The organism is Rhizobium sp. YAF28 (assembly GCF_052113285.1).
GTDB lineage: Bacteria > Pseudomonadota > Alphaproteobacteria > Rhizobiales > Rhizobiaceae > Rhizobium.
Genome location: NZ_JBFRCX010000004.1, coordinates 77,308 through 98,538, shown reverse-complemented (window position 1 = coordinate 98,538; position 21,231 = coordinate 77,308). Strand labels below are relative to the sequence as shown.

Genomic DNA, 21,231 nt, shown 5'->3' with positions numbered 1-21,231 from the left:
GTAAGGCTCCGCGCAACTGTCACACAGGCTTCAAGAAAATCCGCCAAGCCGTTGCAGACATGTTGCGAAGGAGCTTTTATGCCGCATTACGACATTGCGATCGTCGGCGCGGGAATTGTCGGGCTGGCGCATGCGCTGGCGGCGGCAAAGCGCGGCAAACGGGTCGTCGTTATCGACCGCGACGCACAGGCAAATGGCGCCTCGGTGCGCAATTTCGGCTTTGTGACGGTGACCGGCCAGCAGGCCGGCGACTGCTGGAATAAGGCACGCCAGGCCCGCGATATCTGGGCCGAGATTGTCGACGACGCCGGCATCGACGTCCTGCAGCGCGGGCTGCTCCTTGCCGCAAGGCTCGACGAATCCGAAGCCGTGATCGACGCCTTCCTGCGCACAGAGATGGGCGAAGGCTGCGAAAGGCTGACGATCGAGGAGGCGCGGCGGCTTGTGCCGGCACTGCGGCCGGAGGCGGGGCGCTTCACACTCTATAGCCCACATGAACTGCGGGTCGAATCCCGCACGGCCGTTCCGCTGCTCGCCCGCTATCTCGAAGTCAAATATGGCATTGAGTTCCGCCGCTCGACAGCAGTGAGCGCCGTCGAGCCGCCCCGGATCGAGACGTCAACCGGCCTGATCGAGGCGGAGACGGTGGCTGTTTGCCCCGGCGACGATTTCAAGAGCCTGTTTGCGGATCGGATCGCTGCATATAACGTGACACGCTGCAAGCTGCAGATGATGCGTGTCGTGCCGGCGCAACGGGTCTCGCTCAGCACCGCCGTCATGTCTGATCTCGGTCTCGGGCGTTATCTCGGTTATGCCGAATTGCCTGAGGCGACCGCCCTGAAGGCGCGGCTTGACCGGGAATTCAAGCCGGAGCGCGAGAACGGCATCCACCTGATCATTACGCAGTCGGAAGACGGATCGCTGATCGTCGGCGACAGCCACCATTACTCCGAAACGCCCGATCCCTTTGGGCTGGAGCGGGTTGACCGGCTGACCCTCGACGAGATGGATGCCGTGCTCAACCTGCCTGGTCGCTTCATCACCGAACGCTGGATTGGCACCTATGCCTCCGCCCCGGACCGCTGGCGGTTCACCGACAAGCCTTCCGATGCGCTGCGCATCGTCGTGGTGACGGCAGGCTGCGGTGCCTCGACCGCCTTCGGTATCGGCGAGGAAACCATCGAAGATCTTTACGGGAGCGCAGCATGACGCAATTCAAGGCAGTGGTCTTCGACTGGGCCGGCACGGTCATCGATTTCGGCTCCTTCGCACCGATGGGCGCCTTTGTAGACACCTTCGGCAAGTTCGGCGTCGAGGTGACGATTGCCGACGCACGCAAGCCGATGGGGCTCCCGAAGCGTGCGCATATCGCAGCGATGTTGGCCGAACCGCATATCGCCGCCCGCTGGCAGGCGGCACAAGGCGCGCTTCCGGACGAGGCGGCCATCGACCGCGTTTACGACCTCTTCGTGCCGCTCAACGAAGCTGTCGTGACCGATTACTGCGCGCTGGTGCCCGGTGCGATCAAGACGATCGAATACCTGCGCGAACGGCAGATGAAGATCGGCTCGACGACAGGCTATACGCGCTCGATTATGGAGCGCGTGCTGCCGCTTGCCGCTGAACAGGGTTATGCACCCGATAATCTGATCTGTGCCGACGATCTGCCGCTTGGCCGGCCGACGCCGATCGGCATGTACAAATGCTTCCTCGACCTGATGGTCTATCCGGCCTCTGCCGTCCTGAAGGTCGATGATACCGAACCCGGCATTGCCGAGGGTGCCGCCGCAGGCTGCGTTACCGTTGGCGTGACGCTCTCCGGCAATGAGGCGGGTCTGACGCCTGAAGAGGTGGATGCACTTTCGCCGGAGGCGCGAGCCGAGTTGCACAAGCGGATCGGCGAGAAGCTGATTGCTGCCGGCGCCGACTACGTCATCGAGACCGTGGCCGACCTGCCAGCACTCATCGAAGAGCTCGAGGGATAAGGGCCAGACGGCGTTTGCAGCTTTCATCCAGGGTGATATCTCCCCTGAGAAATAGGGAGATCGAACCGGCATGGCCATCACCATCTACGGTATCAAGAACTGCGACACGATGAAGAAGGCCCGCAACTGGCTGGACGAACACGGCGTCGCCTACGACTTTCACGATTACAAGGCCGTCGGCATCGACCGGGCGCATCTGGAACGATGGATCGACGAGACAGGCTGGGAAACGGTGCTGAATCGCGCCGGCACGACCTTCCGCAATCTGCCTGACGCCGCGCGCGAAAATCTCGACCGCGAAAGGGCGATCGCCCTGATGCTCGACCAGCCATCGATGATCAAGCGACCGGTACTGGAAACCGGCGGCAAGCTGCTGATCGGCTTCAAGCCGGAGATTTACGCGCGGACATTCGAGGGCTGAGCCATGTCCAAGACCACCCGTGCCACCCAGGTTCTCACGCAGGCCGGCGTCACCTTTACGGTTCATGCCTATGACTATGATCCAAACGCCGAGCGAGTCGGGCTGCAGGCGGCCGAAGCGCTGGGCGAGGAGCCGCATCGCGTGTTGAAGACGCTGATGGCGGAGGTGGACGGAAAACCGGTCTGCGTGGTCGTGCCCTCCGACCGCGAGGTCAGCATGAAGAAACTCGCGAGCGCCTTTCATGGCAAATCGGCCAATATGATGAAACCGGCCGACGCCGAGCGGCTGACGGGCTACCATGTCGGCGGCATCAGCCCGTTCGGGCAGAAAAAGATCGTGCCGACAGCGATCGAGGAAGCCGCCCTTGCCGAACCGCTCGTCTATATCAATGGCGGGCAACGCGGGCTGCAGGTGCGGCTCGATCCGAAGGAAGCGTTGAAGGCACTGAAGGCCGCCGCATCGCCGCTGATCGCCTGATCAGAGGAAGCGGTCCAGCAGGCCGGCAATCGTCTTCGCCTCGCCTTCGGCAAGCTTGCAGCCGATATGAGTTTCGATCGCTTTGCCATAGACGGTCCACATGCGCTCCCGAAGCTGCCGGCCGGCATCAGTGATCACCACCCAGCGGCCGCGCCCATCCTGTGCGAAGATCTCGCGGCCGACCAAGCCCTCTCTTTCAAGCCGGTCGATCAGGCGGGAAAGATTATACTGCGCCAACAATGTCCGCTCCTCGATCTCATAGGGGCGCAGCTTTCCTGATTGCGAGCGTGCCAATTCCCAAAGCACATCGTACCAGGCAAGCGGCGGCATGCCGGCCGCCTTCAGATCAGCTTCGATCATGCCAAGCAGTCGCTCGCGGGCGCGCATGAGGCGCGTCCAGGCTGAGACGACGGCTTCGCTCGGCTTCTTCATATTCTCAGACATAAATGCAACTACATCTATCTTGAATCTCATCGCAAGCGTTATTAGATGCATCTGCATTCATATTAAACCGGCCGATCCTTGCAAACCACCAGGAGACTTTCATGAGCAGGCTCACCCTCATCAGTCATCACCTCTGCCCCTACGTGCAGCGCGCAGCGATCGCACTCCTTGAAAAGGGCGTGCCATTCGAGTGCATCAACATCGATCTTGCCGACAAGCCGGATTGGTTCCTGAAAATCTCACCCCTCGGCAAGGTGCCGCTGCTCCGGATACATGAGGACGATGGCCGCGAAGAGGTGTTATTCGAAAGCAGCGTCATCTGCGAATATCTGGAGGAAACGCAGGCGGGTGCTGCCCTGCATCCCACCGACGCGCTGACCCGCGCTCGCCACCGCGGATGGATGGAATTCGGCTCTTCCGTGCTTTCCGATCTCTGGGGTTATGAGATGGCGCAGGATGCCGCGCAACTGGAAGCCAAGCACAAGGCGCTTGTCGCCAAATTCGCGACGATCGAGGGCGCGCTGTCGGAGGGACCCTATTTCGCCGGGGCTAACTTCAGCCTCGTCGACGCGGTCTTTGGGCCGATATTTCGGTACTTCGATCTGTTCGATACACTCGGCGACAGCCCCATCTTTGACGGGCTCGAGCGGGTCAATCGCTGGCGCAAGGCGCTGTCGGAGCGGGCAAGCGTCCGGGGCGCCGTTGGCAAAGACTATCCGCAGCGCCTGATGGAATTCCTCGAGAAGCATGACTCGATCCTGCTCAGGCTGCCCGCCGCTGCTTGACGCGCACGCACAAGCGGCCGGCATGCATCCGGCCGCCTTCAAATCGGATTCGGCGCGCTTCATTTTCGCCGTAAAGGGGTCTAAGTCTTTCACCTCCCGTCGCAGATATCAGAAGGCAGGTTGACCCATGATGTTTATGCCCCAGAGCCACAGCTCCGTCGATCCCGGCAAACTCGAGAAACTTGCGGAAGTCGCCATCAAGGTTGGCCTGCAGCTTCAGCAAGGGCAGGATCTCGTCATTACTGCACCCGTCGTGGCGCTGCCGCTGGTGCGATTGATCACCAAACACGCCTATCTCTCAGGCGCTGGCTTGGTTTCGACCTTCTATTCCGACGAGGAGACGACGCTTGCCCGCTACCAGTATGGCAGCGACGAAAGCTTCGATCGGGCTTCCGGCTGGCTTTATGACGGCATGGCGAAAGCCTACGAAAAGGGTGCCGCCCGCCTCGCCATTGCTGGCGACAATCCGATGTTGCTTTCTGAGCAGGATCCCAGCAAGGTCGGCCGCGCCAATCGCGCCAATTCCACGGCCTATAAGCCGGCGCTGGAGAAGATCTCCAACTTCGACATCAACTGGAACATCGTCTCCTATCCCAACCCTTCTTGGGCGAAGGTCGTCTTCCCCGACGATCCGGAAGCGATCGCCGTTGCCAAACTCGCCAAGGCGATCTTTGCGGCATCGCGCGTCGATGTGCCTGATCCGATCGCCGCCTGGTCCGAGCACAATGCCAACCTGCGCAAGCGCTCGTCCTGGCTGAACGGAGAGCGTTTCGCCTCGCTGCATTTCACCGGGCCGGGCACGGATCTGACCGTCGGCCTTGCCGACGGCCATGAATGGCATGGCGGCGCCTCGACGGCGAAGAACGGCATTACCTGCAATCCGAACATCCCGACCGAGGAAGTCTTCACCACGCCGCATGCACTGCGCGTGGAAGGCCATGTGTCCAGCACCAAACCGCTCTCACATCAGGGCACGCTGATCGACAATATCCGGGTTCACTTCGAAGGCGGCCGTATCATCGAGGCCAAGGCCTCGCGCGGCGAGGAAGTGTTGAACAAGGTGCTTGATACGGATGAAGGCGCGCGTCGGCTGGGTGAAGTTGCGCTGGTGCCGCATTCCTCGCCGATCTCGGCAAGCGGCATCCTTTTCTACAACACGCTGTTCGACGAGAATGCCTCCTGCCATATCGCACTCGGCCAGTGCTATTCGAAATGCTTCCTCGACGGCGCTTCGCTGAGCCAGGAGCAGATCAAGGCGCAGGGTGGCAATTCCAGCCTGATTCATATCGACTGGATGATCGGCTCCGACAAGGTCGATATTGACGGCATCAAGCCTGATGGCTCGCGGGTGCCGGTAATGCGACAGGGCGAGTGGGCGTAACAACGGCCGCCTTCGGCATCAGGCTGCGCTGGCTGAGCCAGACGCTGACCAGCACCATGGCAAAGCCGGAAAGCTGGGTTGGTGTCAGGCTCTGGTCGAGCGCCAGCCAACCGAGCAGGGTCGCGACAACGGGGCTCAAGAAGCCGAGCGACGCTGCGGCCGATGGCTCTATGCGCGAGAGGCCGCGGAACCACAGCAGATAGGTGAAGGCAGCACCAACGAGGCCAAGATAGGCAATGCCGAGGATATTGGCTGTCGTCGGCACAGGAAGCGCCGGTTCCAGGAAGATGGCCACTGGCACGAGCAGAATGCCGCCTGCGGTCAATTGCCAGGACGTAAAGATAAGGCTGGATACCGGCGGCTGCCAATGGCGGGTCAGCACCGTGCCGAAGGCCATGGAGACCGCGCCGGCGAGACCTGCGGTAACACCAACGGGATCGAGAGTCGCCTTCGGGGTCAGCACCAGAAGTGCCACACCCGCCATGCCGATCAAGCCGGCAATAACGGCAATGAAGCGGATCGGCTTGCCGAGAAAGAGACGCGAGAGCGCAATGACGATCAGGGGCTGTACGGCGCCGACCGTTGCGGCCACACCGCCCGGCAGGCGATAGGCCGAAACGAAGAGCATCGCCCAGAAGAACGAGAAGTTCAGTGCGCCAAGAATGAAGGCGCGGCCCCACCAGATGCCCGTCGGCAATTTCCGGACAATCAGCAGCAGAAACAGCCCTGCCGGCAGCGCCCGTAGCATCGCGACCGTCAGCGGGTAGCCCTGCGGCAGGAAGGATGTAGTGACGAAATAGGTGCTGCCCCAGATGGCGGGCGCAATCGCAGTCATCAACACATCGGCGACGTATCGAGTATTTGTCTTCATCTCAAGAATCTCTACTTCAAGATAAATTCAGAATAACGTGTTTTATCTTGACGTCAAGATACCTTCTGATATCGATGCAGCATGGATAAGGAGAAATCAGATCACGTCGACATGATCCTGGCGCAATGGCGGCGCGAGCGGCCGGAGCTGGATGTCGAACCCATGGGGATCTTCGGCCGGCTGAAGCGGCTGACGACGCATATCGGCCGCGAAGTAGAAGCGGTTCTGCTCAAGCACGGCCTCTCCTCCTCCGCTTTCGATGTGCTGGCCACGCTTCGCCGCTCCGGCGCGCCCTACCGGCTGTCGCCCGGAGAGCTGCTCGGCATGACGATGGTGAGTTCCGGCACGATGACGAACCGGATCGACCAGCTGGAAAAGGCCGGCTTCGTGGAGCGCCTGTTTAACCCCGAAGACCGGCGCAGCGTGCTGATTGCGCTGACCGAGAAGGGTCTGGCAACGGTGGAAGAAGCGGTCGGCGCGCATGTCGCAAACCAGCAACGGCTGACGCGCAACCTGACGGCCGACGACAAAGCCGAGCTCGACCGGCTGCTCAAAAAATTCCTGTCGGATTTCGAATAATCAGACGGCGGCGAGCGCCTTGCGGACGCGCTCCAGATACGCCTTGCGCCTGGCATCCGTCGCGCGGTCCATGTCGTGCAGGCTCAGCATCCGGAACTTCAACCGCTTGGCGCAGAAATTGGCGATGCCGCGCTTCAGCAGGCGACAGACGGGATTGCCCATGTAGACATGCACCAGCCACCAGGGCGAACCAGTTGTCGTCAGCGCGTAGAGCAGCTTGATATTGGTGAGCCGCGGCACGATACGGCCGCCGGCAGCATCATGGGTGAAGGCGACGCCCGGCGCAAAGACGCGATCGATGAAACCCTTCAATATGGCCGGGAAGTTGAACCACCACTGCGGAAAAACCAGAATGAGACCGTCAGCCGCTTTCAGCCGTGCAACGATACCGGCGACGGCGGACGTATCGTAAGGCACATCGAAATAGCCGCCCCGCTCTGCCTTGGACAGCCGCGGGTCAAAATCCTCTTCATAGAGATCCAGAAGATCGACAGTATGGCCGGAGGCTTCGAGTGCCTCGCGGGCTGTCCGCGCCACAGAAGCGGCAAAGCTTTCTGGCAGCGGATGGGCGAGAACCAGCAGAATGTGCATTGCTAGAACAGGCTTCCCTGCTTCGGTGGCTCGCCGGCCCTGACCGTGCGCTTCCTGGCTCCTGATGGAGCAGCGCCGCCTTCCGTCGTCATGGCGCCGACGCGGCCGTCGGCGAACTCAATGGCGATGCCCAGGCCGGCAGAGAGTGCTGATGCCTGCGAGACCGGCCTGTTATCCTCATCGCGGATGACGGCATAGCCGCGCTTCAGCACGTTCTTGTAGGAGAGAGACTGAAGAACGCGGTCCTGCGCGGAAAGCTCGGCGCGGGCACGCGTCAGCTGATGGCGGATTGCCGTATCGGCATGACGCGAGAGGTTGCCGAGGCGCTCACGACCGCGGTCGGTCTGTGTCTTCAGCCGGGCCGGAAGCGAGGCGAGGATGGCCTCTGCGCGTTCGATGCGAGACTTCGAGCGGTCTAGCAGGCGCTCGACGGTGCGTTCGGCCCGGGCCATACGTTCGTTCAGGAGCTGCCGACGCTCTGTGATGCGGTTGGACAGCACGTCCGGCCGCAGATGTGAGGCGACACGCTCGAAACCGCGGCGCTTGTTGATGGTGTTGAGCTCCAGCCCGCGGCCAAGGCCAGTGGCCGCCTCATCGAAGCGGCGGCGGGGCAGCGCCAGAAGCTGATCGAGTGACGGCAGGGCGCGCATCAGAGCACGGACGGACTGGCGTCGCTGATCCATCTGTCGGCTCATGCAGCCCTGCAGGCGGGCAGTGAGACCTGCACCCTGGGCTTCAAGCTCGGCCTTGACGGGCACGGCCATTTCGGCAGCACCGGTCGGTGTCGGGGCGCGGACATCGGCGGCGTAATCGATCAGCGTCCAGTCGGTCTCGTGGCCGACAGCCGAGATCAACGGAATCCGGCTATCGGCTGCGGCCCGCACGACGATTTCGTCGTTGAAGCTCCAGAGATCTTCGAGACTGCCGCCGCCGCGGGCGACGATCAGCACATCTGGGCGTGGAACATCGCCGCCAGGCTCCAGGGCGTTGAAGCCGTTGATAGCGTTTGCCACCTCCTCGCCAGAGCCTTCGCCCTGAACCTTGACCGGCCAGACGATGACATGGACGGGGAAACGATCGGAGATACGATGCAGGATATCGCGGATGACGGCGCCCGTCGGCGAGGTCACGACGCCGATTACCTTAGGCATGAAAGGCAGGCGCTTCTTGCGTGAGGGATCGAAAAGGCCCTCGGCGCCCAACCTACGCTTGCGCTCCTCGATCAGCGCCATCAATGCGCCGGCGCCGGCAGGCTCCAGCGTCTCGATGACGATCTGGTATTTGGATGAGCCGGGGAAGGTCGTGACCTTGCCGGTCGCGATCACCTCCATGCCCTCTTCCGGGCGGAACTTCAGGCGAGAAAAAGTGCCTTTCCAGATGACTGCATCGATACGCGCGCGGTCGTCCTTCAGCGAGAAGTAAGCGTGGCCCGAGGAATGCGGGCCGCGGTAACCCGAAATCTCGCCGCGTACACGCACCTGATCGAAGGCCGTCTCGACGGTCCGCTTGATGGAACCGGAGAGCTCCGAGACCGAATATTCCGCAAGGTTAGTAGGCGAATCGCCGTCAAAGACATTGCTCATCCCCCCTTTCTATTTTGATCGCCCCTAAACGGAAAGGTCGGGGTAGGAGAAGGGCGAATTTTTATACAAAAATCGGTGGGAGACCCAAGAAATAGGGATATCGCTACTCCAAAAAAAATCTTAGTATCATTCACGTTCGTAGGGAGTGGCGAACACCGACCCGAAAAATGAGCATGCTGGTGACAGTGAGTATTCCCCGCCGATGGAAGGCGCGGGAGGGATCGCTTCTTTCATCGTCGCTATGTTCAACCATTATAGGTATCGGCTCGCCCTCTTTCCGAACAACCAGTCGATCAGGCGCCGATCGAATAGTCAGCGTGATGCTGCTTCGCTCTACGTCGTTGCCGTTGAGGGGGAGTTCCGTTTACGTAAATGAGAAAGTAACGGAACTTTTCAGCCTGTAACAGAGTTGACTTATATCGAAACGCATGCCCGGCGCAAGCCGGAGGAAATGCCGTCAGGTGAACGCATCCGTAACCATGGCTGCAATTGCAGCTTTCATTAAGGGTGGCCAATAAACTTTTGTTAGCGGAGGGCCCCTAGGCTCCTCGCAAACGACCTGAAGAAGAGGTGACGACATGATCATCCTGACAGCAACCACCCTGGGCCTCACCGCTGGCCTTATGCGCTCAGCCGGCGTCATTGCAATCGTCGCCATGCTGATCGCCGTAACCTTTGCCATCGCCGCGATTGTCTCGGGCGGTGCGGTTTCATTCCTGGCGCTTTTCTACACGATCATCGGTTACAATGCCGGCCTGCTGCTTTATCTCGGCGGCCTCTTTACCACCGATCGCCTGCGGGCTGTGCTCGTCCACTCCTGAAAGACAGGACGTCAGTCCGACGCCGGCCGGTAACGGAAGAACTGGACGCCGCTGCCCGCAGCTTTTGGCAACGGGTCGAGATACGCAGGGATACTGCCCTTCCCCAGCTGCGCATAGAGCCCGTCGGGCTTCAATCTGGCGATTTCACTTGTCTGCAGATCATCCGGGCAGAAGGCAAGCACAGTGACGCCCGCTCCCTTCAGAAATGCCTCTGCTTCCTGCGGCTCGGCCAGACCGATATGCATCTCGGTCAGCATGCCGCCCTGGTTGCGATGATAGGGCGCCGACAAAACACGGTTGGCGGTGTAGCGCAGGATTGGCACACCCATCTCCGACGGCGCCGAGACGAGACCGGCAGGCAGGACGCCGAGCGGCGCGAGTGCCTGCCTGGAGGAACATGAAGGGCCCTCTGCCTCGTCTGCATTCTTTGTCTTGTTGACCTGCATCTCGACGAGCGCGCCGCCGACGGCCCATACCGCCGGCACACTTGCGAGAACCGTCACGATATAGACGAGGGCAGCTGCGGCATTTTCGCTGTCGCCGTTCGACATGCGGCGCACATCGATGATCAGCAAGGCAAGCGGCAGGATGGACAGGAGGTTTGAGAAGACGGCTCCACGGACCTGGACCAGTGCGACGGCCCAGCTGACGCTCAAGAGCGCCAGAAGGACGAGATGGACCTGCACGCGATCGCCCTGCACGGAGCGGAAAATGCAGACGGCGATCGCGAGCAGGCCAGGCGCATAGAATGCGCCGATGGAAAAGGGATCTGTCCGGCTGAGCGCGAGAATGGATTGCGCTTCCGAGACATTGCGCAGCCAGAGCTCGACCAGCATAGGATCGAGATCGGCAAGCGGATTGCGCAGGCATTCAGGCGCAATGACCATAACCGAACCGAAAACGGCGGCACCGACCGCCGCAAGCACTGCGAAACGCAAGCCGCGGCCGAGACGGCTGGCAAAGATCGCGGAGGCAAGCAGCATGCCACCGCCAATCGTCGCCAGGCTGTAGAAGCCGAGCGAGAGATTGTCGCAAGTCACCGCCGAATAGTGCTGTGGCGGCACCGTTGCAAAGAAGAGGATGCTGATCGCAACAGCGAGGCTAAGGCCGAAAGCCCTGGTGGCGGCGGCGAACGGCTCGCCTTCCCAGACCCAGAGAAATGCCACGACCAAGCAATAGATGGCAACGAAGGGCGTGGTTTCCGCACCGATCGCAATCGCCAATGCGGCTGACACGCCAGCGACGGCGTAGTTCCAGGCGCGCTGTTTTTCATCGAAGAGCATCGCCACCATGGTCGCGACGAGCGCGAGCTGGGCATTGTGATGATCGATGGCGCCGGGCGCAAAACGATTGCCAGTATAGATCGCCATGCCGGCAAAGCAGAAAGACAGGTGCATGCCGGCAAGGCCGCCGACACGACGGCCGGCAAGGCCCATGGCAAGCATGGCAGGAAAAACGAGCGACAGGGGCCAGACCACGAGTGCAGCAGCTTCCGCAGCATCATGGCCGAGGAGGAGGCCGAAGAAGCGAATGAGCGCAGCGATCGGCAGGTCGATCAGCCGCGACCAGTGCATGAGCGTGCCTTCCCCCAGACCGAGCCGATACTGCATCAGATCGAACCAGCCCTGCCCGTTCAGGAAATCCCTGACCTCCACCAAGCGCATGCCGTCGTCATTATCGGGGCCGACATAATCGACCGGACCTCCGGCATATTTCATGACGGTGATAATGCCGATCAGGATAACGGTGTAGATGAGAGCGGATGGCAGGAGACGCGTCAGCATCTGCCGGATACTGCCGACGAATCCAGTCCTGGCTGATGCGGATTGCGCCTTGGCGATCGGCTGCACTGCGTTCATCATGATAGCCAGGTCGTTGCGTGATGGGCAAACCTTAGCCTTGGCTTGTCAAGAAAGTGTAAACCACGGGACGTGACAGCTTTCGTTTCTTATAGGGGCTTGTTAACGCTGCATGGCGTAAATTCGCCGCGGTTTCTTTGTAACGAGTGTAACCTCATGGCGCGATCGCTCAGCGAAAGTCCTGATATTGCCGTTCTGCTTCCCTGCTACAACGAAGCGGCGACGATCGGGGCTGTCGTCAGGGGTTTCCGGGCGGCACTGCCCGATGCGCATATCCATGTCTACGACAACAATTCCACCGATGGCACGGCGTTGCATGCCATGCTCGCCGGCGCGCATGTCGTGCGCGAGCGGCGCCAGGGCAAGGGTCATGTGGTGCGGCGCATGTTCGCCGATATCGATGCCGACATCTACATCATCGCCGACGGCGACGGGACCTATGCGCCCGAGGATGCCGAAGAGCTGGTGCGGACGCTGCTGACGGAACGGGCCGATATGGTGGTCGGCACGCGGCGCGGCGTGCATGACGATGCCGGCCGGCAGGGACATGCCCTCGGGAACCGGCTGTTCAACATCCTCTATCGCGCGATCTTCGGGCCTGACTTCACCGACATCTTCTCCGGCTATCGAGCCTTCTCACGCCGTTTCGTCAAGAGTTTCCCCGCGGTTTCCGGCGGCTTCGAGATCGAGACGGAAATGTCGGTGCATGCGTCGCGGCTGAAATTGCCTGTCAGTGAACTGGAACTGCATTACGGGAGGCGCCCGGAAGGCTCGCATTCGAAGCTGTCGACCTTCCGCGACGGCGGCAAGATCCTCTGGATGTTTGCCATGCTGATGAAGGAAACGCGGCCCTTCGCTTTCTTCGGCACGATCAGCGCCCTCTTCATGCTGGCAAGTCTCGGCTTCATGGGGCCGGTGCTGGCAGAATATTTTGCAACCGGCCTCGTCAGCCGCATGCCGACCTGGGTGCTTTCGACGGCACTGGCGATGATCTCCATCATGCTGTTTACTGCCGGTGTAATCCTCGATTCCGTTGCGCGATCGCGGGCTGAGCAGTTGCGCATCCATTATATGAGCCTTGCGGCACCGGTTTCGGTAAAGGATAAAACCTCAGCCATAACGCTTGATGGCAAGAAAGCGGATGCCGCATGAAGAAGCTCGTTCGTTTCGCGATCGCCGGTGGGCTGGGTTTTATCGTCGATGCGGGCGTGCTTGCGCTGCTCCTGCACGTGACGCCACTCGGTCCCTTCATCGCCCGGCTGTTTGCCATTGCGCTCGCGATGGCGACGACATGGGCCTTCAACCGGACTTTCACGTTCGACCGATCAGGCCGGTCGCTGGCCGCAGAAGGCTTCCGCTACGGGTCGGTCGGCGTGACGGCCGCCCTCGTCAATTATGGGCTCTACTCGGCGCTGCTTCTATCGCTACCGGCGCTGCAGCCGCTTGTCGCGATGGTGCTCGCGACCGCAGCGTCGATGTTCTTCAGCTTCTTCGGCTATTCCCGCTTCGTCTTCCGCGGCAAAGCCGAGAAAAATTAAACGGCTTCCCAACCATCCTGCTCGCTGGCGCGGTAGATGGCGTCGATGACCTTCTGGTTGAGCTTGGAATCTTCCAGCGTAACGATCTCTTCCTTTTCGCCTGCAGCAGCGCGGGCAAAAGCTTCCGCCTGGCACCTGTACTGGCGGCTGTCCTGGAAACGGATGATCTGGGATTCGTTATGACCACGATTGGTCACTTCGATCTCCTCAGGGCCCCAGCGATTGGCGTTGAAGGGCGACTTGACCTCGATATAGCCGTCGGTGCCGTGGAAGACCATGATCTGGCGGCCGGCCATCTGGGTGGAAATATAGAAGCTCAGCTCGAAATCGCCGAAATCGGCCTTCACGCTGGAATAGATATCGGTGCCGAACTCGGCATCGCGCTCGGTGATCGCCTGGACCCAGGACGGCTCTTTGCCGGTGGAGAAGCGGGTGCTGATGACGGGATAGACGCCGATGTCAGGCAGGCCGCCGCCACCAAGCGCCGGGATGTTGCGCATGTTGCCGGGGTCGCGGTTGTAATAGGTGAAGGCGCCCTGCACATGCCGAAGCTCGCCGATCGCGCCATCCTGGAGAAGCGAGCGAACCTTCCGCCAGACCGGCGAATAGGTGACCATGAAGGCTTCGCTGATGATGACCTTGTTGCGGTTGCGGGCGGCGATGAGATCGTCGATCTCGGAGGCCTTCAGCGCAATCGGCTTTTCGCAGAGTACATGCTTGCCGGCATCCGCAGCCTTGATCGACCATTCGATATGCTGGGAGGTCGGCAGCGGAATATAGACGGCATCGATCACGTCGGACGCCAGCATTTCCTCGTAGGAGCCGAAGGCATGCGGCACGGAGAAGCGGTCCGCCATGTCACGGGCGCGCGCAAAATCACGGCTGGCAATAGCGGTAATAACGCAGTTTTCCGCATCCTGAATGGCGGGAACGACATTGTCCCGGCCGATCTTGGCCGTTGAAAGTATACCGAAACGCAACATGAAAGGTCCTCCTGAAATCCATCGGGCGCACCTTATTCAGCCCTCTCTTGCGGCGCAATGGCGCGACGGCCGATCACGGAAGTTTGGTTTCCTTCCAGGACACTCCGCGCTAGGTTACCGATGGACGGCGTTCTGCCGTTTCAGATTTCAATCACTTCAGCATTTTGGGAGAGCGCCATGGAAATGCGCCGGCTTGGAAAAACAGGTCTTTCGATCTCGCCGATCGTCTTCGGCGGCAATGTCTTCGGCTGGACGGCCGACGAGAAAACGTCCTTCGATATTCTGGACGGCTTCTTCGATGCGGGTCTCAACACGATCGACACCGCCGACGTCTATTCCGCCTGGGTGCCGGGCAATAAGGGCGGCGACTCTGAAGAGATCATCGGCAAGTGGCTGAAGAAGGGAAAGGTCTCCCGCGACAAGGCCGTGATCATCACCAAGGTCGGCTCCGACATGGGGCAGGGCAAGACGCTGAAGGCCAACTATATTCTGAAGGCAGTTGAGGACTCGCTGCGCCGGCTGCAGACCGATTATATCGACCTCTATCTGTCGCACTGGCCGGATGCCGATACGCCGCATGAGGAATCGCTTGGCGCCTATGCCAAGCTGCTCGAACAGGGCAAGATCCGCTCCGTGGGCTGCTCGAACTATGATGCGAGCCTGCTGCAGGCCTCCTTCGACGCCGCGGACAAGGCCGGCCGGCCGCGCTATCAGGCGGTGCAGCCGGAATATAACCTCTATGAGCGTTCGAGCTTTGAAGGCCCGCTTGCCGATCTCTGCGTGAAGGACGATATCGGCGTCATCACCTATTTCAGCCTCGCAGCCGGGTTCCTGTCCGGCAAATACCGCAGCAAGGCGGATACGGAGGGCCGGGCCCGCGAAGGCCGCGTTGCCCAGTATCTCAACGACAAGGGCATGCGCATTCTCGCGGCACTCGACAAGGTTTCGGCCGAGACGGGCGCCAAGCCGGCGGAAATCTCTCTCGCCTGGCTCTTGCGCAAGAAGGGCGTGACGGCGCCGATCGCCAGTGCTACCAGCCTTTCGCAGCTTGAAAGCCTGGTGAAATCGGCAACGCTCAAGCTCTCCGACGAGGCAATGGCGCTGCTTGACGAGGTAGGCGCCTGAAACGAGGTGATGGCATGACCGTGACGATCCGCGATGCGAGACCCGAAGACGAGACGCGCTGGCGTGCTCTCTGGGCCGACTATCTCGCGTTCTACGAGGTCACCGTCGATGCCGATATTACCGATTCCACCTGGCGCCGGGTCTTCGATCCGGCGTCGGCAATCTTCATGCGAGTGGCGGAACTCGACGGCGAAGTCGTGGGCTTTACACTCTGCCTGACACATGAAGGCACATGGATCCGCGGTAGGGACTGCTATCTCGAAGACCTGTTCGTATCAGAAAATGTGCGCGGCAAGGGTGTCGGCCGGGCGCTGATGGACGACCTCGTAGCCCTCTGCAAGAAGAACGGCTGGTCGCGGCTCTACTGGCATACGAGCGAGCAGAACAAGACGGCCCGCGCGCTCTATGATACATACGTCAAGAGTGACGGCCACATCCGCTACCGCATCAATTTTTGAGTTGCGGAAAGCCCTCATACCATTCGGAATGATCACCTTCCCAATTGGCCATGCCCGGCTTGGTCAGGATGCCGCGCGGGCGCACATAGCTCTGGATCACCCGCTTCGGCCGCTCATGCCACTGGATGTTGAAGGCCCATAGTTTCGGGAAGAAGCAAAGCGAGGCATAGGGTAGGTGGTCATGGATCCACCAGGCGAGCCTCTGCCAATTGCTTTCGTCACTATAACGATCGACCACCCAGGGAACGGCGATGCAGGCGGCCGCTCCCATGCAGCCGTCGAAGTCGCGCATGTCCCAGATATGATGGGCGGCGGTGGCGGCATTGGTCGAGCAGTTCAGGTTGTTCTCATTGCCGAAGCGATTGACCGCAGGCGAGCGGTAGCCGGAGCGGATATGAAGGCGCCCGAACGTCGCTTCCAACGGCTCCAGCAATTCCTCGCAGAGACGCCGGCCCGTTTCGACGGCAAGATCGGGATCGTCGGGGATGTTCGGGATGCGATAGAAATCGGCGATCTCTGAGTGGAGGAAATCGCGGAAGAAGAAGTTCCGAGACAGGCGCACCCGACCGAGATCCTCCAGTCCCTTCATCGATCCCGGGCTCTTCATGCACTGTCCTCCCCGATTGCTCCAGACATCATTGCCCGGAAAATGGAGCCGTTCCACCCGAAATGCGCCGGGAACAATTAGCGCGGTATTCGCTTCTAAGAGTGTCGCCGAAAGGGCGCGAATCCCCTAACGAAGGAACGGAACAATGGCCAAGGAAAAGACACTGGAAGATCTGTTTTACGATACGCTCAAGGACATCTATTTCGCCGAACGGCAGATATTGCGCGCCCTGCCGAAGATGGCGCGCGCTGCCCAGTCCCAGGAACTGAAGGCGGGTTTCGAGAAGCATCGCGAAGAAACCGAAGGTCATGTCGAGCGGCTGCAGCAGGTCTTCGAAATCATCGGCAAGCGCGCCCAGGGCAAGACCTGTGAGGCGATCCAGGGCATCATTGCCGAAGGCGAGGAAATCATCGAGGATTTCAAAGGTACTGCCGCGATTGATGCAGGCCTGATCTCCTCGGCTCAGGCCGTCGAGCATTATGAAATCGCTCGCTACGGGACACTGAAGACCTGGGCGCAGACGCTGGGCTTCAAGGGAGCCGTCACGCTTCTCGATCAGACGCTGCAGGAAGAAGGCAAGACCGACCAGCTTCTGACGAAGCTTGCAACGACTGCCGCGAACCAGAAAGCGTCTCGCGCAGCCTGATACTTGTCCTCATACCGGCAAGGAGAGCGGCCGGCGCCGGCCGCTCTCCTTCTCCCAGCCTTGCCTTCGCCGACGACCCCGCTATCATTTCCTTCAGAATGTGAGGCGAGGTGTCGATATGGCCGACAGGCAGGCAATCGAAGCGACGGTTCATCTCTATGTCGAGGGCATGGCCTTCGCCAATGAAGCAGCCCTGAAGAAAGCCTTTCACCCGAAGAGCTCGATCATCGGGCACTATCAGAATGCGGTGGAATGGCTCTCGCGCGATGAATTCATCGCGGCAATCCTTGAGGAAGGGGCCGCACCACCCGGAACTCAGCCTTATATGGACATCGGCAGCATCGATATTTCCGGCGATGCGGCGACTGTGAAAGTGACCGACGATTTTGCCGGCATGCGCTTCACCGACTATCTGTCACTATTGAAGATCGACGGACGCTGGACGATCGTCAGCAAGCTCTATCATCTTCACATATAAAAGACCGGCAGCTTGCGCCGCCGGTCTTCTCAAACTTTCTGTTAGCCGGATCAGCTTCTGAGGACGCCGCCGGTGAACTTGGCGACGCTGGCGACGATCTTCTGCGTCAGCGCTTCAAAATCCTCGTCGGTCAGCGTGCGGTCGGCCGGCTGGATCTGGACCTCGATCGCAACAGATTTCTTACCCTCGCCAACCGAGGCACCTTCGAAAATATCGAAGACGTTGACGCCAGTGATAAGCTTGCGATCGACGCTGGTGGCCGCCTTGATGATGGCGCCGGCTTCCACCGTCTTGTCGACGACGAATGCGAAGTCGCGCTTGACCACCTGGAAGGGCGAAAGTTCGAGCGCCGGCTTGGTGCGGGTCGCCTTCTTCTTCGGCTCTGTCATGGCATCGAGATAGACTTCGAAGCCGCAGAGAGCACCGGACACATCAAGCTTTTCAAGCGTGGTCGGATGGAACTCGCCGAAATAGCCGAGGATCACCTTCGGACCCATCTTGATCGTCCCGGAACGGCCGGGGTGATACCATTCCGGACCACCCCGCTCGATCTGGATATTGCCCGTCGGCAGGCCGCAGGCTTCGATAACGGCAAGCGCATCGGCCTTGGCATCGAAGACATCGACCGGCTGGCCGCCGCCCTTTGCCGCATTCGACCACATGCGGCCGGCGCCGGAAAGCGATGCCGTGCCACGGCGGATGCCGCCGGCGACGCGCCGCTGGCCTTCCGGCGTGTCGTTTTCGTAGGTGCCAGAGACTTCGAAGATCGCCACATCGCCATAGCCCTTATCGGCATTGCGCTGGGCGGCCGTCAGCAGACCCGGCAGCAGCGAGGGGCGCATGTCCGACATTTCGGCTGCGATCGGATTGGCAAGCTTGAGGGCCGGAGAACCACCGCCGAAGAGCTTTGCCTGATCTTCCGGAATAAAAGACCAGGTGACGGCTTCCAGCATGCCGCGCGAGGCGAGCGCGCGCTTGGCGGAGCGGGTGCGGATCTGCAGCACCGTCAGGATGCGACCGTTGACAGCAGCATGACTTTCGAGCGGCGCTGGCTTGATGTTGTCGACGCCGTGGATGCGCATGACCTCTTCGACGAGATCGGCCTTGCCGTCCACGTCAGGACGCCAGGAGGGAACCGCCACGGAGACGCGTTCGCCGGAGCCGGAAACCTTGAAGCCGAGACGGGTCAGGATCGTGTTGCTTTCGTCCGTCGAGACCTCGAGGCCGGTCAACCGCTTGACCTCCGAATAGGGGAAGTCGACGATCTTCGGCTCGTAACCCTTGTAGCCGACGATCTCCGCCTTTGCCGGGGCGCCGCCGCAAAGTTCCAGCACCAGTTCCGTCGTGCGCTCGAGGCCGGGAACCATGTATTCCGGATCGACGCCGCGTTCGAAACGGTAGCGCGCATCGGTGATGATGCCGAGCGCGCGGCCAGACTTGGCGATGTTCATCGGATCCCAGAGAGCGGATTCAATCAGCACGTCAACGGTGTTTTCATCACAGCCGGAATGTTCGCCGCCCATGATGCCGCCGATCGATTCAATACCGTCCTCGTCGGCGATGACGACATTGTTCGGGCCGAGCTTGTACTCGCGCTGGTCGAGCGCCAATACCGTCTCGCCTTCTTTGGCGCGGCGCACAGTCAGGTTGCCCTTGACCTTGGCGGCGTCAAAGACGTGCATCGGCCGGCCTTGATCGAAGGTCATGTAGTTGGTGATATCGACGAGCGCATTGATCGGGCGCAGGCCGATGGCGAGCAGCCGCTGCTGCATCCAGCGCGGGCTCGGACCATTCTTCACGCCGCGCACGAGCCTGAGGCTGAAGCCCGGGCAGAGCTTTGCATCATCGAGCTCGAGCGTCAGCTTGACCGGCGTTTCGCCTTCGACGGCGAAGGACGGCGCGGGGCGCGTCTTCAGCGTGCCGAGGCCGGAGGCTGCGAGATCGCGCGCGATGCCATAGATCGAGGTGCAGTCCGGACGGTTCGGCGTCAGGTTGATCTCGATGACCGGATCGTCGAGATGGGAATAGGCGGCGTAGCTCGTGCCCACGGGCGCATCTTCCGGAAGGTCGATGATGCCGTCGTGATTGTCGGAGATCTGCAGTTCCTTTTCCGAGCACATCATGCCGCGGCTTTCGATACCGCGGATATTGCCGACCGACAGCGTCACGTCGATGCCGGGAACATAGGTGCCAGGAGCAGCAAAGGCGCCGACGAGGCCTGCACGCGCATTCGGTGCGCCGCAGACGACCTGCACCGGAGCACCCTCACCGATATCGACCATCAGCACCTTCAGGCGATCGGCCTGCGGGTGTTTTTCGGCCGAGAGAACCTTGGCGATGACGAAGGGCTTGAAGGCCGCCTTGTCGTCGACATCTTCCACTTCCAGCCCGATCTCAGTCAAGCGGATGCAGATCTCATCGAGCGTGGCATCCGTTTCCAGATGATCCTTCAGCCAGGAAAGCGTGAATTTCATAGGTCCAATCCTCCCTTAAACGCTGAGACCGCCGAACAGCGTCGGCATGTCGAGCGGGCGGAAGCCATAGTGATTCATCCAGCGGACATCGGCATTGAAGAAGTCGCGCAGGTCGGGCATGCCGTATTTCAGCATGGCGATACGGTCGAGGCCCATGCCCCAGGCAAAGCCCTGATATTCGTCCGGATCGAGCCCGCCATAGCGCAGCACGTTCGGGTGGACCATGCCGCAGCCGAGGATTTCCATCCAGTCGGTGCCTTCGCCGAACTTGACGATCGGACCGGAGCGGTCGCACTGGATGTCAACCTCGAAGGAGGGCTCGGTGAAGGGGAAGAAGGACGGGCGGAAACGCATCGTCACGCTGTCCACCTCGAAGAAGGTCTTGCAGAATTCTTCGAGCACCCAGCGGATATTGGCGACATTGGCCTTCTTGTCGATGACCAGGCCTTCGACCTGATGGAACATCGGCGAATGCGTGGCATCGGAATCCTGGCGGTAGGTCTTGCCGGGAATGATGATGCGGATCGGCGGCTTCTGCGATTCCATCGTGCGAACCTGCACCGGCGAGGTATGCGTGCGCAGAACCTTGCGCTCGCCCTTCTCATCCGGATTGAAGAAGAAGGTGTCGTGCATCTCGCGGGCCGGATGTCCCTCGGGGAAGTTCAGAGCCGTGAAATTGTAATAGTCGGTCTCGATATCGGGGCCTTCGGCAATCGAGAAACCCATGTCACCGAATATTGCGGTGATTTCGTCGACAATCTGGCTGATCGGATGGATGCGGCCGCGCTCGGCCGGTGAGGAACGGACCGGCAGACTGACGTCGACCGTTTCAGCCTTCAGGCGGGCGTTGATCGCAGCTTCCTTCAGCACCGATTTGCGGTCGGCCAGGGCGTCGGTTACTTCGTTCTTCAGTGCATTGATTGCTGCGCCGCGGGTCTGTCGCTCTTCCGGCGTCATGGCGCCGAGCGTCTTCAGCAGCTCAGAAATCGAGCCCTTCTTGCCGAGCGCGGAAACACGAACGGTTTCGAGCGCAGGCTCGTCATTGGCGGCGGCAATTTCGGCAAGCAGAGAGGATTTAAGCTGGTCGATATCTGACATTGTCTTCTTTCCGTCCAGATCAGGCGG

Annotated in this window: 23 protein-coding genes; 14 read left to right on the top strand and 9 right to left on the bottom strand. The window is 60.7% G+C overall.

The features are described from left to right. Positions 1 to 78: 78 nt before the first annotated feature. The 4 genes from AB4Z13_RS10515 (at position 79) to ybaK (ending at position 2,883) form a co-directional block, all read left to right on the top strand. Positions 79 to 1,209 carry a TIGR03364 family FAD-dependent oxidoreductase gene (locus AB4Z13_RS10515; protein WP_113321766.1) on the top strand — a complete coding sequence of 377 codons (1,131 nt, stop codon included), beginning with the start codon at positions 79 to 81 and terminating at the stop codon, positions 1,207 to 1,209. Further along, entirely contained in the window at positions 1,206 to 1,985 is a 780-nt protein-coding gene (gene phnX / locus AB4Z13_RS10510; RefSeq protein WP_439017095.1) for a phosphonoacetaldehyde hydrolase, read from the top strand. Before AB4Z13_RS10515 ends, phnX begins: the two co-directional genes overlap by 4 nt. A gap of 70 nt (positions 1,986 to 2,055) precedes the next feature. Further along, positions 2,056 to 2,406, top strand: coding sequence for an ArsC family reductase (locus tag AB4Z13_RS10505; RefSeq protein WP_439017094.1), 351 nt, complete (start codon positions 2,056 to 2,058; stop codon positions 2,404 to 2,406). 3 nt (positions 2,407 to 2,409) lie between these two features. Beyond that, positions 2,410 to 2,883, top strand: a complete 474-nt coding sequence (gene ybaK, locus AB4Z13_RS10500; protein ID WP_439017093.1) for a Cys-tRNA(Pro) deacylase — start codon at positions 2,410 to 2,412, stop codon at positions 2,881 to 2,883. Here the strand turns inward: ybaK and AB4Z13_RS10495 are convergent, their stop codons facing one another. After that, positions 2,884 to 3,327 (bottom strand): MarR family transcriptional regulator, encoded by a 444-nt coding sequence (locus AB4Z13_RS10495; RefSeq protein ID WP_113321770.1) that lies wholly within the window; start codon positions 3,325 to 3,327, stop codon positions 2,884 to 2,886. It lies immediately after the preceding gene. A 101-nt stretch (positions 3,328 to 3,428) separates the two neighbouring features. On the opposite strand from AB4Z13_RS10495, the gene AB4Z13_RS10490 reads away from it, so the two are divergent. Beyond that, positions 3,429 to 4,112 carry a glutathione S-transferase family protein gene (locus tag AB4Z13_RS10490; RefSeq protein WP_439017092.1) on the top strand — a complete coding sequence of 228 codons (684 nt, stop codon included), beginning with the start codon at positions 3,429 to 3,431 and terminating at the stop codon, positions 4,110 to 4,112. A gap of 127 nt (positions 4,113 to 4,239) precedes the next feature. After that, the gene (locus tag AB4Z13_RS10485; protein WP_439017091.1) at positions 4,240 to 5,493 is read left to right on the top strand and encodes an aminopeptidase; all 1,254 of its coding nucleotides are present in this window, start codon (positions 4,240 to 4,242) and stop codon (positions 5,491 to 5,493) included. On the opposite strand, the gene AB4Z13_RS10480 is transcribed toward AB4Z13_RS10485, so the two are convergent. Continuing rightward, positions 5,441 to 6,364, bottom strand: coding sequence for an EamA family transporter (locus AB4Z13_RS10480; protein ID WP_439017090.1), 924 nt, complete (start codon positions 6,362 to 6,364; stop codon positions 5,441 to 5,443). The two genes, AB4Z13_RS10485 and AB4Z13_RS10480, sit on opposite strands and share 53 nt — an antisense overlap. Before the next feature lie 81 nt (positions 6,365 to 6,445). Between AB4Z13_RS10480 and AB4Z13_RS10475 the strand changes: the two genes are divergently transcribed. Further along, a complete protein-coding gene (locus AB4Z13_RS10475; protein WP_439017089.1) occupies positions 6,446 to 6,943 on the top strand; it encodes a MarR family winged helix-turn-helix transcriptional regulator in 498 nt (165 codons plus the stop codon). Here AB4Z13_RS10475 and AB4Z13_RS10470 read toward each other — a convergent pair whose 3' ends face one another. Next, complete coding sequence (locus AB4Z13_RS10470; RefSeq protein WP_439017088.1) at positions 6,944 to 7,534, bottom strand: NAD(P)H-dependent oxidoreductase; 591 nt, start codon at positions 7,532 to 7,534, stop codon at positions 6,944 to 6,946. A 2-nt stretch (positions 7,535 to 7,536) separates the two neighbouring features. Further along, positions 7,537 to 9,117 carry an exodeoxyribonuclease VII large subunit gene (gene xseA, locus AB4Z13_RS10465; protein WP_439017087.1) on the bottom strand — a complete coding sequence of 527 codons (1,581 nt, stop codon included), beginning with the start codon at positions 9,115 to 9,117 and terminating at the stop codon, positions 7,537 to 7,539. 578 nt (positions 9,118 to 9,695) lie between these two features. On the opposite strand from xseA, the gene AB4Z13_RS10460 reads away from it, so the two are divergent. After that, on the top strand, positions 9,696 to 9,938 hold the full coding sequence (locus AB4Z13_RS10460) for a hypothetical protein (protein ID WP_112541918.1): 243 nt from the start codon (positions 9,696 to 9,698) through the stop codon (positions 9,936 to 9,938). An 11-nt stretch (positions 9,939 to 9,949) separates the two neighbouring features. Here AB4Z13_RS10460 and AB4Z13_RS10455 read toward each other — a convergent pair whose 3' ends face one another. Further along, positions 9,950 to 11,797, bottom strand: a complete 1,848-nt coding sequence (locus tag AB4Z13_RS10455) for a hypothetical protein (protein WP_439017298.1) — start codon at positions 11,795 to 11,797, stop codon at positions 9,950 to 9,952. Positions 11,798 to 11,953: 156 nt separating this feature from the next. Here AB4Z13_RS10455 and AB4Z13_RS10450 point away from each other — a divergent pair, with 156 nt between their 5' ends. Both AB4Z13_RS10450 and AB4Z13_RS10445 read left to right on the top strand, forming a co-directional pair. Then, on the top strand, positions 11,954 to 12,949 hold the full coding sequence (locus tag AB4Z13_RS10450) for a glycosyltransferase (RefSeq protein ID WP_310379635.1): 996 nt from the start codon (positions 11,954 to 11,956) through the stop codon (positions 12,947 to 12,949). Further along, positions 12,946 to 13,335, top strand: coding sequence for a GtrA family protein (locus AB4Z13_RS10445; RefSeq protein WP_310379637.1), 390 nt, complete (start codon positions 12,946 to 12,948; stop codon positions 13,333 to 13,335). The genes AB4Z13_RS10450 and AB4Z13_RS10445 overlap by 4 nt, the downstream gene beginning before the upstream one ends. Here AB4Z13_RS10445 and AB4Z13_RS10440 read toward each other — a convergent pair. Continuing rightward, positions 13,332 to 14,318 carry a Gfo/Idh/MocA family protein gene (locus tag AB4Z13_RS10440; RefSeq protein ID WP_439017086.1) on the bottom strand — a complete coding sequence of 329 codons (987 nt, stop codon included), beginning with the start codon at positions 14,316 to 14,318 and terminating at the stop codon, positions 13,332 to 13,334. The genes AB4Z13_RS10445 and AB4Z13_RS10440 overlap by 4 nt on opposite strands. Positions 14,319 to 14,495: 177 nt before the next feature. Between AB4Z13_RS10440 and AB4Z13_RS10435 the strand changes: the two genes are divergently transcribed. Further along, on the top strand, positions 14,496 to 15,443 hold the full coding sequence (locus AB4Z13_RS10435; protein ID WP_439017085.1) for an aldo/keto reductase: 948 nt from the start codon (positions 14,496 to 14,498) through the stop codon (positions 15,441 to 15,443). A 14-nt stretch (positions 15,444 to 15,457) separates the two neighbouring features. Then, complete coding sequence (locus AB4Z13_RS10430; RefSeq protein ID WP_439017084.1) at positions 15,458 to 15,901, top strand: GNAT family N-acetyltransferase; 444 nt, start codon at positions 15,458 to 15,460, stop codon at positions 15,899 to 15,901. Here AB4Z13_RS10430 and AB4Z13_RS10425 read toward each other — a convergent pair. Next, a complete protein-coding gene (locus tag AB4Z13_RS10425) occupies positions 15,891 to 16,508 on the bottom strand; it encodes a hypothetical protein (protein ID WP_439017083.1) in 618 nt (205 codons plus the stop codon). The two genes, AB4Z13_RS10430 and AB4Z13_RS10425, sit on opposite strands and share 11 nt — an antisense overlap. A gap of 145 nt (positions 16,509 to 16,653) precedes the next feature. Between AB4Z13_RS10425 and AB4Z13_RS10420 the strand changes: the two genes are divergently transcribed. Next, positions 16,654 to 17,154: a YciE/YciF ferroxidase family protein gene (locus tag AB4Z13_RS10420; RefSeq protein WP_439017082.1), complete on the top strand. Its 501-nt coding sequence runs from the start codon at positions 16,654 to 16,656 to the stop codon at positions 17,152 to 17,154. Positions 17,155 to 17,272: 118 nt separating this feature from the next. Continuing rightward, positions 17,273 to 17,632 carry a nuclear transport factor 2 family protein gene (locus AB4Z13_RS10415; RefSeq protein ID WP_113182234.1) on the top strand — a complete coding sequence of 120 codons (360 nt, stop codon included), beginning with the start codon at positions 17,273 to 17,275 and terminating at the stop codon, positions 17,630 to 17,632. Between the two features lie 50 nt (positions 17,633 to 17,682). On the opposite strand, the gene pheT is transcribed toward AB4Z13_RS10415, so the two are convergent. Continuing rightward, a complete protein-coding gene (gene pheT / locus AB4Z13_RS10410; protein ID WP_439017080.1) occupies positions 17,683 to 20,106 on the bottom strand; it encodes a phenylalanine--tRNA ligase subunit beta in 2,424 nt (807 codons plus the stop codon). A 15-nt stretch (positions 20,107 to 20,121) separates the two neighbouring features. Then, positions 20,122 to 21,204: a phenylalanine--tRNA ligase subunit alpha gene (gene pheS, locus AB4Z13_RS10405; protein ID WP_439017079.1), complete on the bottom strand. Its 1,083-nt coding sequence runs from the start codon at positions 21,202 to 21,204 to the stop codon at positions 20,122 to 20,124. Between the last annotated feature and the right edge of the window lie 27 nt (positions 21,205 to 21,231).